This window comes from Kitasatospora sp. NPDC101157 (assembly GCF_044768255.1).
Classification (GTDB): domain Bacteria; phylum Actinomycetota; class Actinomycetes; order Streptomycetales; family Streptomycetaceae; genus Kitasatospora.
In genome coordinates, this window is the sequence record NZ_JBIWPL010000007.1 from 91,450 (window position 1) to 105,937 (window position 14,488).

9 protein-coding genes and 1 pseudogene are annotated in these 14,488 nt (G+C 73.1%); 5 read left to right on the forward strand and 5 right to left on the reverse strand.

Annotated elements, in window-relative coordinates:
• The first annotated feature begins 256 nt into the window (after positions 1 to 256).
• Positions 257 to 3,748 carry a S8 family serine peptidase gene (locus tag ACIRVF_RS17380; RefSeq protein WP_402817759.1) on the forward strand — a complete coding sequence of 1,164 codons (3,492 nt, stop codon included), beginning with the start codon at positions 257 to 259 and terminating at the stop codon, positions 3,746 to 3,748.
• A 150-nt stretch (positions 3,749 to 3,898) separates the two neighbouring features.
• A complete protein-coding gene (locus ACIRVF_RS17385) occupies positions 3,899 to 4,864 on the forward strand; it encodes an alpha/beta fold hydrolase (protein WP_402817762.1) in 966 nt (321 codons plus the stop codon).
• Here the strand turns inward: ACIRVF_RS17385 and ACIRVF_RS17390 are convergent, their stop codons facing one another.
• Entirely contained in the window at positions 4,865 to 5,596 is a 732-nt protein-coding gene (locus ACIRVF_RS17390) for a response regulator (RefSeq protein WP_402817765.1), read from the reverse strand. It abuts the gene before it with no gap.
• On the reverse strand, positions 5,593 to 6,822 hold the full coding sequence (locus tag ACIRVF_RS17395) for a sensor histidine kinase (RefSeq protein WP_402817768.1): 1,230 nt from the start codon (positions 6,820 to 6,822) through the stop codon (positions 5,593 to 5,595). Before ACIRVF_RS17395 ends, ACIRVF_RS17390 begins: the two co-directional genes overlap by 4 nt.
• A gap of 261 nt (positions 6,823 to 7,083) precedes the next feature.
• Here ACIRVF_RS17395 and ACIRVF_RS17400 point away from each other — a divergent pair, with 261 nt between their 5' ends.
• Positions 7,084 to 9,294: an MMPL family transporter gene (locus tag ACIRVF_RS17400; protein ID WP_402817771.1), complete on the forward strand. Its 2,211-nt coding sequence runs from the start codon at positions 7,084 to 7,086 to the stop codon at positions 9,292 to 9,294.
• A 225-nt stretch (positions 9,295 to 9,519) separates the two neighbouring features.
• Here the strand turns inward: ACIRVF_RS17400 and ACIRVF_RS17405 are convergent.
• From ACIRVF_RS17405 to ACIRVF_RS17415, 3 genes and pseudogenes are all read right to left on the reverse strand, one after another.
• Positions 9,520 to 10,881: pseudogene (locus ACIRVF_RS17405) on the reverse strand (VWA domain-containing protein); the annotation flags it as partial.
• Positions 10,878 to 11,768 (reverse strand): AAA family ATPase, encoded by an 891-nt coding sequence (locus ACIRVF_RS17410; RefSeq protein WP_402817774.1) that lies wholly within the window; start codon positions 11,766 to 11,768, stop codon positions 10,878 to 10,880. The gene ACIRVF_RS17410 and the pseudogene ACIRVF_RS17405, both read right to left, overlap by 4 nt.
• Positions 11,769 to 11,939: 171 nt before the next feature.
• A complete protein-coding gene (locus ACIRVF_RS17415; protein ID WP_402817777.1) occupies positions 11,940 to 12,611 on the reverse strand; it encodes a Tat pathway signal sequence domain protein in 672 nt (223 codons plus the stop codon).
• Positions 12,612 to 12,891: 280 nt separating this feature from the next.
• On the opposite strand from ACIRVF_RS17415, the gene ACIRVF_RS17420 reads away from it, so the two are divergent.
• Positions 12,892 to 13,644: a TetR/AcrR family transcriptional regulator gene (locus ACIRVF_RS17420; protein ID WP_402817780.1), complete on the forward strand. Its 753-nt coding sequence runs from the start codon at positions 12,892 to 12,894 to the stop codon at positions 13,642 to 13,644.
• 141 nt (positions 13,645 to 13,785) lie between these two features.
• Positions 13,786 to 14,439 carry a DUF6230 family protein gene (locus tag ACIRVF_RS17425; protein WP_402817783.1) on the forward strand — a complete coding sequence of 218 codons (654 nt, stop codon included), beginning with the start codon at positions 13,786 to 13,788 and terminating at the stop codon, positions 14,437 to 14,439.
• The last annotated feature ends 49 nt before the right edge of the window (positions 14,440 to 14,488 follow it).

Sequence of the window (14,488 nt, forward strand, 5' to 3'; positions counted from 1 at the left end):
GGTCAGTTCTCACCGTTCTCCGACCGGCTCTGATCGGTGAAAAAGGGGCGGACACCGCCGGATTTATACTGTGTATTTTACTTTCTGATGGTCATTTTTACTTTCTGATGGGGATTTCGCCCCTTGTCGTGGTCGTGTCGGATGCGCTGGAATGCGTCCGCTGTCGGGACGCGCGGTCCGGAGCACACGCGTCCGACCAGGATCCGGGTACGCTCAGCCGTGCAACCTGACGTCTCATCAGACGAAAGGATGTCCATTGATCGGCTGGCGCAAGACCCAGCTAGCAGCCGCCGTCACCGTCACCGCCGCGTCCATGGTCCTGAGCCTCGGGACCATCGCGAGCGCAGCTCCGGCCCAGGATCCGCAGAACGCCCAGGCGGCGTCCTCGGACGGGGCGCCGGCGCCGGTGATCGTGATCCTGAAGGACCAGATAGCGGACGCCCCGGCCGACCACGGCCACCTGGGCGCCCGCCAGCAGAAGACCGCCAGCTCGCAGGCGCCGCTGCTGAACAAGGTCAAGGCCAACGGCGGCACCAACGTCAAGAGCTTCGTGGTCGGCAACGCCTTCTCGGCCACGGTCAGCCCGGCCCTGCGCGCCTCGCTGCAGGCCGACCCGGCGGTCGCCGCCGTCGTTGCGGACACCCAGGTCCAGGTCGCCCCGGTCGCCGGGGCCAAGGCGAAGAAGGACGCGGACACCGCGGCCGCGTCCTCGGGCAAGTCCGGCGACGCTTCGCAGGCCGTTACGGGCAGCAACGGCCAGGCCTCCCAGGAGAACGCGACCAACACGGTCTGCCCCTCGGACCCGTCCAAGCCGCTGATGGAGCCCGAGGGCCTCTACTCGGTGCACGCCTACACCGGCAACGGCAACCCCGGCGTGGAGAACCTGGCCACCGGCAAGGGCGTCAAGGTCGCCTACATCGCCGACGCGCTCGACCCGAACAACCCGGACTTCATCCGGGCCGACGGTTCGCACGCCGTGGTCGACTACCAGGACTTCTCGGGTGAGGGCTGGAACACGCCGAGCGGTGGCGCCGAGGCCTTCGGCGACGCCTCGGCGGTCATCGCCCAGGGCCGTCAGACCTACGACGTCTCGCAGTGGGTCAACGCCTCGCACCCGCTGCCGGCCGGCTGCAACATCCACGTCCGCGGCCTCGCCCCGGACGCCGACCTGGTCGCCCTGAAGGCCGGCGGCGAGATGATGTCCAACTCGTCGATCCTGCAGTCCATCGACTACGCGGTGCGGGTCGCCCACGTGGACGTCCTGAACGAGTCCTTCGGCGGCAACGTCACCCCGGACAGCGGCGCCCACGACACCATCGCGCTCTTCAACGAGCAGGCCGTCAAGGCCGGTGTCACCGTCGCCGTGTCCACCGGTGACGCGGGACTGAGCGGCACCATCGGCACCCCGGCCACCGACCCGTACGTGATCTCGGTCGGCGCCTCGACGGACAACCAGAACTACCAGCAGACCGGTTACGCGGCCTCCAAGTTCTCCAACGGGACCTGGAGCAACAGCCGGATCTCGGCGCTGTCCTCGGGCGGCTTCACCATGGCCGGCCGGACCCTCGACCTGGTCGCCCCGGGCGAGTCGGACTGGGCGCTGTGCACCGCCGACACCTCCAAGTTCGCGGACTGCACCAACTTCAACGGCAAGCCCACGAACATCCAGTCGTTCGGTGGCACCAGCCAGGCCGCCCCGTTCGTCACCGGCGCCGCGGCCCTGGTCATCCAGGCCTACCGCGACACCCACGGCGGCGACTCGCCGTCCCCGGCGCTGGTGAAGAAGCTCATCACCGGCACCGCCACCGACCTCGGCGTCCCGGCCGAGGAGCAGGGCGCCGGTCTGCTGAACGTCCGGGCCGCCGTCGAGGCCGCCCGCGGCTACGACGACGGCGACGGCACCGACGGTGCCCGCACCGTCGTGGTGAACACCGGCCAGGTGAACATCTCCGGCGCCCCGGGCTCGACCCACACCGCCGACGTCTCCGTCACCAACACCAGTGACGAGACCCAGTCGGTGAGCGCCACCACCCGCAGCTTCGCGCCGCAGGCGAACAACCAGCAGACCGTCAAGCTGGACTCGTCCGCGACCGACACCTTCAAGTACGCCACCAACGGTGCCACCTGGGTGCAGAAGCAGGTCAAGTTCACCGTTCCGGCCGGTGCCGACCGCCTCGCGGCGTCGATCGCCTGGCACGGCGGCCCGAACCCGGTCACCAACGGCCCCGTGGTCCGCATGACGCTGCTCGACCCGTCGGGCCGCTTCGAGACCAACACCCGTCCGCAGGGCGGCGCCACCCCGGCCAACTTCGGCCTGGTCGACGTCCCGCACCCGGTGGCCGGCGAGTGGACCGCGGTCCTGTACACCCCGGCAGGCAAGGCCGGTTACACCGGTGACGTCCAGCTCGGCACCTCCACCCAGCGCGCCGTCCCGGCGGGCGCGGTGAGCCCGAACACCACCGACCTGAAGCCGGGTGAGACCAAGACCCTCAAGGTCCAGCTCACCACCCCGGCGACCAGCGGCGACAGCAGCGAGGCCGTCGTGGTCTCCAGCTCGAACGGCAACACCACCAGCGTTCCGGTCGTGCTGCGCAGCCTCGTCCCGGTCAAGGACGGCAAGGGCACCTTCACCGGCACCATCACCGGTGGCAACGGCCGCGGCTCCTCGCCGACGCAGATGTTCGCCTACGGCTTCGACGTCCCGAAGGGCCAGAAGGACCTGCGGGTCGGCGTCACCGTCGCCAAGGACGCGAACCTGTTCATGCAGGGCGCGCTGATCAGCCCGAACGGCACCCCGATCGACATCGAGGGCAACACGCTGTTCGACGCCCAGGGCAACCTCACCGGCACCGCCAACGGCGTCTCGGCCACCACGGTCAACCCGGCCGAGGGCCACTGGCGCTTCGTCCTGAACGTGCTCGGCCCGGTCAGCGGCCAGGAGCTCTCGCAGGACTTCGCCGGCACCATCGCGTTCAACCAGAACCAGGCCACCGCGGCCGGACTGCCGAACGACGCGAAGACCAAGCTGGCGGCCGGCAAGCCGGTCACCGTCAACGTGAACTACACCAACAACACGGTCGCCCCCCAGTCGATCGCGGCCGACGGCCGCCTCGACAAGCGCGTCGACCTGCCGCTGGTGCCGCAGGGTGCCTCGGCCAGCGTCAACCTGCCGCTGAGCCTCACCTCCTCGGTGCCGAGCTTCCTGGTGCCCCCGGGCACCGACCAGCTCAAGGCCGTGGCGGCGTCCTCGACGCCGGCGCAGGTCGAGCTGAGCGCCACCACCGCCTCGCCGGACCTCTTCGGTGACCTGAAGAAGGCCCAGGACGGCTCGACCATCTCGGTCGCCACCTCCAAGGGCAGCGCCGAGCAGCCGGTCGTCCCGGGAGCCTGGGGCACCTTCGTCCAGCAGATCGGCCCGTTCGGCCCCGCCGGCGCGCCGAAGGGCACCTCCACCATCACCGCCACCGCGCACACCCTGGCGTTCGACCCGGCGCTGAGCTCCAGCACCGGTGACCCGTACGCCTCCGGTGTCAACGCCTCGGCCCCGGCCGCCGCCCCGGTGACCGTCGCCCCCGGCGCCACCGGCTCGCTGCAGGTGACCCTCACCCCGACCGGCCCGAAGGGCAGCACGGTCAAGGGTGTGCTCTACCTGGTGTCCGGCCCGACCTTCGTGCCGACCGCCAACAACAGCCTCGGCACCACCGGTTCGGTGCTCGCGGCGATCCCCTACAGCTACACGGTGAACTGACGCTCAATCAGTTCAGCGAAAGCTGAGGCCGAGGCCGTCCCGGAACTCCGGGGCGGCCTCGGCCGCTTCGTACCCCGGGGTTCCGGACCCGCCGCATTGGGCAGGTTCGGATCGAAGCGACCATGTGACGGACCGAACCGGGAGCGGGAGTTGAACGAGGCGATCAAGCACAGCCACGTCGAGGTGAACGGCGTACGGCTGCACCTCGCGGAACAGGGGGAGGGGCCGCTGGTCCTGCTGCTGCACGGCTTCCCGGAGAGCTGGTACTCCTGGCGGCACCAGTTCGCGCCGCTCGCCGCGGCCGGGTACCGGGTGGTCGCCCCCGACCAGCGCGGCTACGCCCGCAGCTCGCAGCCGGAGGACGTGGACAAGTACACCCTGCTGCACCTGGTCGGCGACGTGACCGCGCTGATCGGCGCGCTCGGCGCGGAGCGGGCCGTGGTCGTCGGGCACGACTGGGGTGCGCCGGTCGCCTGGGCCACCGCGGCGCTGCGGCCCGATTTGGTACGCGGCGTCGCCGGGCTGAGCGTGCCGCCGCTGCCGGTCGGCGGGCCGCCGCCGCTGCAGGCCGCCCGGGAGAACTTCGGGGACGGCTTCTACCAGATCTACTTCCAGGAACCGGGCCGCGCCGACGCCGAGTTGGCGGCCGACGTGAAGTCCAGCCTGCGGCGCATCCTGTGCGGAGTCCAGCCGGACGGCGTGCCGCGCCCGTGGATCGTGCCCGAGGGAAAGACCCTGCTGGACACCGTCCCCGAGCCCGAGAAGCTGCCGGACTGGCTCACCGACGAGGACCTCGACGCCTTCACCGCCGACTACGCGTCGCACGGCGGGCGGGCCTTCACCGGCGGTCTCAACTGGTACCGCAACCTGGACCGCAACGCCGAACTGCTGGCCGCCTTCGCCGGTGTGACGGTCGAGGTGCCGGCGCTGTACGTCGCGGGCGAGCAGGACCTGGTCAACGCGATGATCCCGGCGGAGGCCCTGGCGTACCTGCTGGACCGGCTGCCCAGGCTGCACCGGCACGTCCGGCTGCCGGACACCGGGCACTGGACCCAGCAGGAGCGCCCGGCAGAGGTGACCGGGGCACTGCTGGACTTCCTGAAGAGCCTGGACTAGCTACGTCCCCTGCCCGGCCTGGTCGCCGCCCGTGCGGGCGGTGACCAGGCCGGACTCGTAGGCCGCGATGACGGCCTGGGCGCGGTCCCGGACGTCGAGCTTGCCGAAGATGCTGGTGATGTAGTTCTTCACCGTGGACTGGCTGATGTCCAGGGCCAGTGAGATCGCGGCGTTGTCCAGGCCGGTGGCGATCAGCCGCCAGACCTCGACCTCGCGGGGCGTGAGCTCGGCGGTGGCGAGGACGGGCGGCGCCGGCACGGCGGCGGCGACGGGGGCCCGGACGTAGGTCGAGATCAGCCGGGTGAGCAGCCGCGGGGCGACCACCGCCTCCCCGGCGTGCACGGTCCGGATCGCCGCGGCCAGGTCCTCCGGGGAGACGTCCTTGGGCAGGAACCCGTGAGCCCCGGCGCGCAACGCGGCCACCACGTATTCGTCCATGTCGAAGGTGCTCAGGGCCAGCACCCGGCAACCGGGCAGGTCACGGGCCAGCCGCTGGGTCGCGCCGACGCCGTCCAGGACGGGCATCCGGATGTCCATCACCACGACGTCGGGGCGCAGCCGGAGGGCGGCGGCGACGGCCTGCTCCCCGTCCTCGGCCTCGCCGACCACGTCGAGGCCCGGGACGGGGGAGAGGATCAGCGACAGTCCGCGCCGGACCAGCGGCTGGTCGTCCACGATGAGCACCCTGATCGCGGGGCCGGCGCTGCCCGCCGGGCCGGTGCCGCCGGTCATCGGACCGCCTGCCCGTGCTGGACGGCGGCCTCCGCCGATTCGGCGTAGGACAGCGGGAGTTCGGCCCGCACCGCGAAGCCGCCGTCCGGCCGGGGGCCGGTCGTCAGGGTGCCGCCGTGCAGGGCGACGCGCTCGCGCATGCCGAGCAGGCCGTACCCGGCCGGGCCCGCGCCCGGTCCGCGTTCCGGCGGGGGCGCCCCGCCGCCGTCGTCCCGCACCTCGACGGTCACCCGGTCCGGGTGGTAGGCCAGGCGGACGGACGCCCGGGCCGGGCCGGCGTACTTGCGGGCGTTGGTCAGGCCCTCCTGGACGATCCGGAACACGGTCAGGCCGACGGTCGGCGGCAGCGGACGCGGGGGCCCCTCGACGGTGAGCTCGGTGGGCAGCCCGGCCAGGCAGGACTCGTCCACCAGCCCGCCCACCTCGTCCGCCCCGGGCTGGGGCAGCGGCGGGGCGGAGTCCGGTTCGTCGCCGGACCGCAGGACGTTCAGCAGCTGGCGCATCTCGCGCAGCGCCAGCCGTCCGGAGGACTCCAGGGTGACCAGGGCGTCCCGGACCACCTCCCGGTCGTCGAGGTTGGCCCGGGCGCCGCCGGCCATCAGCTGCATGGTGGTGATGTGGTGGGCCACGATGTCGTGCAGCTCCCGGGCGATCCGGCGGCGTTCCTCGGCCACCGCGCGGTCGGCCAGCAGCCGGCGGTTGGCCTCCACCTCGCGCTGCCAGCGGGCCACCGCCAGACCGGCCGTTCCCACCATGACGGCGGCCGCGGGGTCGGCGACGAGCTGCTCCAAGAGCGGGGCGTGGAGGCGGAACTGGCTCAGCGTGGTGCTCACCGCCGTCATCAGCACGGCGGTCGCGGTCACCGGGACGCTGCGGTTCAGCCCCACCGAGTACAGCGCGACGGCCAGCACCGCGCCGAAGTGCGAGCCCATCGGGGAGAGCAGGTCGGTCGCCGCCTGGAGCGCCAGGACGGCGGCCAGCGCCGGCACCGGGTGGCTGCGCCGGGCCAGCAGCGGCAGACCGGAGAGGACGGTCAGCGCGAAGGCCGCCACGGACATGCTGCGGACGTTGGTCAGCGGGCCGAGCAGCAGGTAGCCGAGCAGGTCCAGGGTGCCGGCGCCGATGGCCACCAGGGCGTCCGTACGGGTCCACGGCAGGCGGTCCGTCCAGTCCCCCTGCGGCCCGTCCGCACCCGTGTCCCTCCCGGGGCGCTGACGCCCGTCCATCTGATTCCTCCCGGCCGACCAGCGCTGACGCCCCCATTCTCGCACCGGCCGTCCGGCCCGGGCGTGGTCCCCCGGGCGGAGGAGCAGGGGCCCGGACCAGGAGCACGGTCCCGGTACCGCCGCAGGTGGGGGAGTGCGGGCCCTGCCCCGGATCGTCCGCTGCTCGGACGCTCGGACACCACTTCACCTGATGGTCTGGAGACAGGCGCCGGGAACTCCCGGCGCCGAAGCCGACGTTCGCGTCCATCAGCCGGAGGAATCGTGATCCGCGCACTGACCGGATTCGCCACCAGACACGCGTGGAAGGTCATCGCCCTGTGGGCGGTGCTGGGCATGGGGCTGGCGGTCCTCGGCCCGGCGCTGATGTCCCGGGTGACCCAGTCCCAGAGCGGGGACTTCCTGCCCCGGAGCTACGACTCGGCCGCCGCACTGCGGATCGCCGAGGAGCACTTCGGGGTGAAGCCGGACGCCACCACCGTCACGGTGCTGGTCGCCCGGACCGACGGCAAGGCGCTCGGCGCCGCCGACCAGCAGCGGATCGAGGCCGAGGCCGCGAAGCTCGCCACCCACCGGGTCACGATGCCCCGGCGGGAGGACGAGCCGGAGTTCCTCGTCCCCGACCACTCCCAGACGCCCCGGATCGCCCCCGCGACGGTGGCGCCCGACCGGACCTTCGAACTGCTGTCGGTCGAACTCACCGGCAACGCCTCCGAGGCGGGCGTGCAGGGCGTCTTCCGGGTCTTCCGGGACGACGCCCGAGCACGGTTCGCCGACCTCGGGATGCGCACCGGGTTCACCGGCAGCCTCGCCCAGGTGGCGGACAGCGCCGATGCCAACCGCACCGCCGCGACGATCGGCAGCGCCCTCGTCACGGGACTGATCGTCCTGCTCAACGTGCTGGTGTTCCGCAGCGTCCTCGCCGCGGTGCTGCCGCTGCTCGCGGTCGCCGTGATCGGCGGCGCGGCCACCGGCGCGGTGGCCGGCGCGGCCTCGCTCGCCGGCCTCAAGCTGGACGCCGGCACTCCGGGCCTGATCTCCGTGGTCCTGCTCGGCATCGGCGTCGACTACCTGCTGTTCCTGCTCTTCCGGTTCCGCGAGCAGCTGCGGGCGCGGCCCGAGCAGCCCGCCCGGGAGGCCGCCGCCGAGGTGTCCGGCCGGGTCGGCACCGCGATCACCTCCGCCGCGCTGACCATCGTGGCCGCCTTCGCCACCCTCGGCGTGGCGACCTTCGGCCAGTTCCGCTCGCTCGGCCCGGCGATCGCCGTCGCCGTGCTGGTCATGCTGCTGGGCAGTCTGACCCTGATGCCCGCCCTGCTGGCCGCCTGCGGACGCAAGATCTTCTGGCCGTCGCGCAGCCTGCGGCGCGTGCCGCGACCGGGCCTCGCCGCCCGCCTCGGCGACCTGGTCGCCCGCCGCCCGCTGGCGCTGCTGCTCGCCTCCGTCGCCCTGCTCGGTGCGCTGGCCGCCGGTACGGCCGGGCTCCGGATGAACTACAGCCAGGCCGACGACACCAGGACGCCGGCCACCGCCACCGCCGCGGAGATCTCCCGCGCCCTGCCGGCCGGGGTGTCCGACCCGACGACCGTCTACCTGGTGGCCAAGGACGGCGGCACCCTGGACGCCGGCCGGTTCGACGGCCTCGCCCACGCCCTGACCGGGGTCGAGGGTGTCGGCCAGGTGGGCCGGACCGTCCTCGCCGGCGACCACCGCGCCGCCCGGATCGACCTCTACCTGAACGCCGACCCGCAGAGCCAGCGGGCCCGCGACCTCGCCTCCGGCCCGGTCCGCGCCGCGGTCGCCGCGCACGCCCCGAACGGGACGACCGGCCACGTGGGCGGCACGGCGGCGATCTTCGCCGACGTCTCCACCGCCGTCGACCACGACCTGACCGTGGTCTTCCCGGTCGCCGCCGCCCTGATCGCCCTCATCCTGCTGCTGCTCCTGCGCAGCCTGCTCGCCCCGGTGGCCCTGATGCTCGCGGTCGGGCTCGGGTTCGCCGCCACCCTCGGCGCCGCGACCCTGCTGTTCCAGCACGGCCTGGGCGAGCCCGGCGTCGCCTTCACGCTGCCCCTGGTGCTGTTCCTGTTCGTCGTCGCCCTGGGCACCGACTACAACATCCTGATCACCGACCGCATCCGCGAGGAGATGCACCGGCCCGGTACGGCCCGCGCCGCGGTGGCCCGCGCCGTCCGCCACACCGCCCCGGCCGTCGCCACGGCGGGCCTGGTCCTGGCCGGCTCCTTCGCCAGCCTGGCCACCACGCCGGGCAGCGAGCAGATCGCCTTCTCGCTGACCCTCGGGATCCTGCTCTCCGCCGTGGTCCTCTCCCTCGTCACGGTCCCGGCCGCGGCGGCCCTGCTCGGCCGCTCCCTCTGGTGGCCCCTGCGGCCCGTCCCGGCCGAGGCGCCGTCCGCCGACCGCGCGCCGGTCGCCGCCCCGCGGCCGGCCCCGGACCACCTGGGCGTCGGGTGACGGCTTCCGGCCACGGGGGGACGGGAGGCTTCCCTGGCACGGGACGTCCCAGGGACGGCTCTCCCCTGGTGGGACGGGTGGCGCGCGGTCGAGCATGAGCCGTGTCCGGAAACGGGGACCGTCGCCCACCAGGTCCGGTCCCCCGCCACGGTGGCCCGGACGACCCGAAACTCCCCATGGGGGATCAATCCCCCACCACCCGCTGAGGCCGGTGGCCGCCTGACAGGCCGGGGCGGCGGAGTCGCCGGTCGACCAGAGCGCGGGCTGTTCGGGGTTGAGCCAGAAGACCCGCCGGGCCCGGGCGGCGATCCGGCGCAGGGCGTCCGGGTTGGGGTCGCGGTGGTTGGTGCGGGCGTCGCCGAGGACGAGGACGCAGGTGCGCGGGCCGACGGCGTCCAGGTGGCGGTCGGCGAACTCGCCTAGGGCGGAGCCGTAGTCGCTGTTGCCGTGGTGGCCCGTCACCTTGGCCTCGGCGAGGATCCGCGCGGCGAGGCGGGCCGGGTCGTCCTGGCCGCGCCGCAGCAGGTCGGTGACCTCGGCGGTGCGGTTGACGAACGCGAACACCCGGACCTTGCTGAACTGTTCGCCCATCGCCTGGACCAGCAGCATGGTGAAGTCGGCGAAACCCGACACCGAGCCGGACACGTCGCACAGCAGCACCAGCTCCGGCCGGGCCGGGCGGCGCAGCCGGTACGCCGGGCGCAGCGGGACCCCGCCGGTGGTGAGCGAGCGGCGCAGGGTGCGGCGCAGGTCGATCCGGCCGCGGGCGGCGCGGCGGCGCCGGGCGGCCAGCCGGGTGGCGAGCTTGCGGGCCAGCGGGTGGACGGTGCGGCGCAGTTCGGCGAGCTGCTCGCGGCCGGCGTGGAGGAAGTCGATCCGGTCGGCGGTGGGGGCGACGGCGCGCTCCGCGATCCGTTCGGGGCCGCGCAGTTCGGCGACCCGGCGGCGGGCCTCGCCGGTGACCTGGGCGCGGAAGTCGCGGATGCGGCGGCGGATCTCGTCGGCGAGGACGCGGTCGGAGAGGTCCTCCCCGGTGGGGTCCTCCCGGCCGGGGTTCTCGCGCAGCGCGGCGAGGATCCGGGCGAGCAGGGTCTCGGGGGAGAGGCGGTTCAGCGCCTGGTGGGCGGACCAGCCGTCGGAGCCGGGGGTGCTGCCGGCGCCGTACCGGCCGAAGGCCTCGACGACCTCGCCGGCCAGCCGGGCCTGGGCGGCGAGGTCGTCGGCGGCCAGGGCGGCGGCGAGGCGCTCACGCAGCCGGTCGCGCAGCGGGTCGGGGCGGCCGAAGCGCGGCGGCTCGGGGCCGTCCGGTACGGGCGGCGGCTCGACGCGCAGGGCTTCGGGGGTGCCGACGGCGAGCGGGAAGAACAGGTCGAAGGTGGCGTCGAAGACCGTCCGCTGGCCGTCCGAGCGCAGCAGGGCGGCGGCCAGGCCGGCCCGCATCTGCTCGCGGTCGGCGAGGCCGAGCACGTCGAGCACGGCGGCGGCGTCCACCGTCTCGGCCGGGCCGATCCGCAGGCCGTGCCCGCGCAGGGCGCGGACCAGGGCGGTCAGCCGGGCGGCGGTGTCGGCGGGCCCGGCCGCGGTCACGCGAGGGTGAGCTTCTGGGCGGCCTTGCGGACGTCGTCCTGGTGCTTGAGGATCACCCCGAGGGTGTCCCGGACGACGGTCTCGTCCAGGGAGTCGGCGCCGAGGGCGAGCAGGGTGCGGGCCCAGTCGATGGTCTCGGCGACGGACGGTGCCTTGCGCAGTTCCATGGCGCGCAGCGCGCCGACCACCCGGACCAGCGAGGCGGCCAGGGTGTCGTCCAGGCCGGGAACCTTGAGCCGGACGATCCGCCGCTCCAACTCGGCTTCCGGGTAGTCGAGGTGGAGGAAGAGACAGCGGCGGCGCAGCGCCTCGGAGAGCTCGCGGGTGGCGTTGGAGGTGAGCAGGACGAAGGGACGGCGGCCGGCGGTGATGGTGCCGAGTTCGGGGACGGTCACCTGGAAGTCGCTGAGCACCTCCAGCAGCAGGGCCTCGACCTCGACGTCGGCCTTGTCCATCTCGTCGATCAGCAGCACCGTGGGCTCCTCGCCGCGGATGGCGGTGAGCAGTGGGCGGGCGAGCAGGAACTCCTCGCCGAAGATGTCGCCGCGGGCCCGGTCCCAGCCCTCGTCGCGGCCGGCGGTGATCCGCAGCAGCTGCTTGGCGTGGTTCCACTCGTAGAGGGCGCGGGCCTCGTCGATGCCCTCGTAGCACTGCAGCCGCACCAGCCGGGCGGCGCCCAGTTCGGCGACGGCCTTGGCGAGTTCGGTTTTGCCGACCCCGGCGGGGCCCTCGACCAGCAGGGGCTTGCCGAGCCGGTCGGCGAGGAAGACGGTGGTGGCCACGGCGGTGGAGGCGAGGTAGCCGGTGGCGGCGAGCCGCTCGGCGGTGTCCGCCACCGAGGTGAAGAAGCCCGTCCCGTCGCCGTTCCCGCTGCTGCCGCTGGTCATCCGAAGCGCCCCGTTCCGGTTCGCCGGGCCCGTTCCGTCGGGCCCGCGCGGCGCCACCCTACCGGCCGGTCACGTGCGTGTCGCCGGGTCCGGGTTCCGCACGGTGGAGCGGCGTACGACGGGCTGCTGCCCGCCGTACGCCGCTCGGATGCGGAGCGGTGGTCCCGGGCGTCAGTTGACGTACAGGACCGGGCTGCCGGCGGCCGCGGTGTCGGTGACCGGGCCGTAGGTGGCGCTGAAGTAGCCGGTCGAGAAGCACAGGCCGGGACCGGAGACCAGGTTGGCGGGCTGGTTGGAGAAGCTGATGCTGCTGTCGGTGTTCGAGGTGGAGCCGGTGATGCCGCTGGGGCTCTGGTAGACGCAGTTCACGGTCCCCAGGAGGGTGTTGAGGACGACCGTGATGCCCACCGGGCCGGCGCTGGTGCCGTTGAGCGACACGTTGGAGCCGGAGCCGGAGGTGACCGTGTTGGTGTAGGGCAGGCTGGTGGCGGTGACGCTCTTCACGCTCCGGACGCCGAAGACGTTGGAGGTGCAGGAGCCGAAGGACTGGCTGTTGAGCTGCTCGGTCGCGCTGCCGGGGGCGGCCGGGTTGGACGTCACGGTCGCGGAGAACGAGGAGCTGGCACAGCTCACCCCGCTGGTGCTGCCGGGGCCGTTGGTGAAGGTGGCGGCGGTGCCGGGGGCCAGGTTGGCGACCAGGGTGTCACCGACGGCGATGGCCGGGCCGGACGCGCTGCCCTGGGTCAGGACGGCGGCGGCGGAGGCCTGGGCGGGTGCCACGGCGGCACCGGTGAGGGCGAAGGCGGCGAGGGATGCGGCTGCGAGCGTGCGACGGATGCGCATGAGGGTGCCTCTCTCCGTCCGGGGACGGGTGGGGGAGTCCCGCGTGCGGGTGTGGTGGTGTGCACGACGGGGGAGGTGCATGGCGTACCGGAGCTCCGGCGGACCGCGAGAAGGGGCGGGCCCGGCGCCACGGGCCCGCTCGTGCGGTTCGGCGGTGTTGCGTGCAGTGCAGCGGTGTCGGGTTCGGCCGGTGGTGGCCTGCGCACCAACCGGTTGGAAACCTGGCAGTGTTGTAAACCGGGTGTTGCGTCAATGTCAATACAGGCCAAAGGAGTTGGTGATGGATCCCAAGCCCCTCCGGAGTTCCGACGTGCTCCTCCTGCCGGGTGCCAGGGCCGGCCGTGATCCGGCCAGGTCGATCAAGCCGGGCCCGCGCCGGCAGCCCGCCGGAGTGGTCGCCGCGACCCAGCGCGAACGGCTGCTGGACGGGCTGGTCCGGACGGTGGCCGAACGCGGCTACCAGCACGCGACGGTGAGCGACATCTGCCGGGCGGCCGGGGTGACCAGGCCGGTCTTCTACGAGCTGTTCAGCGGCAAGGAGGACGCCTTCCTGGCCGCGCACCGGTTCGGCACCGGGGTGGTGATCCGGCGGATGGCGGCGGCCTTCGCGGCCGAGTCCGACTGGTGCGCCGGGATCCGGGAGGCGCTCGGAGCGATGCTCCAACTCCTTGCCGGGACACCGTCCTTCGCCACGATGGCGGTGATCGAGATCGAGGCGGTCGGGCCCGCCGGTCGGCGCGAGCGCGATCAACTCCTCACCCGCTTCCGGGCGTTCTTTGCCGAGGTGCCCCAACTCCCGGGCGAAGTAGATGTGCAGGAGATGGTGGACGCGGTGGTGGGCGGTGTGTACAGCGCGATCTACCGCCGGATCGCCTCCGGTCACACTGATCAACTTCCGGAACTGCTACCGGTGTTGAGCATGTTCTGCCTCGCTCCCTTTCTCGGGCCGACCGAGGCGGACCGGCGGCTCGCGTCGAGGATCGGTGAAGATCCTTCGTGCACCCGTATTGACCGGGCAACTACCGAGCAGTAGCTTCCAGTTACTCATCGCGCCCCGACCGGACCACCCCGCCGCCGAGCGGCGGACGGCCCGGCCGGGAAAGCGCGGAACGCTGTCCGCGCCAGGGCAACGTGCCGGTGCCTGCACACCCGTTTCATTCCACAGGGAGCACACATGGCCATGTCCGAGGACGCCGCCGTCGCGGCGGAGACCCCGACGCCGACCGGGACCAGAAGAGGCCGGGTACGGATCAAGCGCACCGCCCTGATGGCCGTACCGGCCGTCGCGGTCGGGGGCATCCTGATGACGCTCACCGCCCAGGGCGTGCTCGCCGCGCAGTTCTCCATCTCCGGCATGCCGTTCACCATCACGGCCGACAAGCTCGACGGCGACGGCTTCGCCCAGTTCGGCTCGCTGGACTCGATGATCCCCGACAGCCCGAACGCGGGGAACACCGGCGGGCAGGTGCTGGTGGCGGTGTCGGCGATCAAGACCGCCCAGATCACCAACCTGTGCCAGAGCGTCGACCTCGGTGGCGTCAACCTGGTCATCCACGCGGGCGACCAGGGCACCCCGGTCTCCGCCTCCGACCTCACCACCGACTCCGACCTGCTGTCCGGCGACGCGGAGTTCAAGAACATCGAGATCGGCGGTGACGCCAGCACCTACACCAAGGCCGGCCCGGTCGGGAAGGGCCAGCCCGGTGTCTTCGGCCAGCAGGCCGACCACGTCCAGCTGACCCACCTCAATCAGCACAACTACGCGAGCACCGCCGTCGGGTTCAAGCTGCCCAACCTGCGGCTGAGCTTCAGCTCCAAGGGCTGCTGAGCATGACGGAGTCCGTACCGGAGCCGGCCGCGACCGGCGAGGGCGCCGT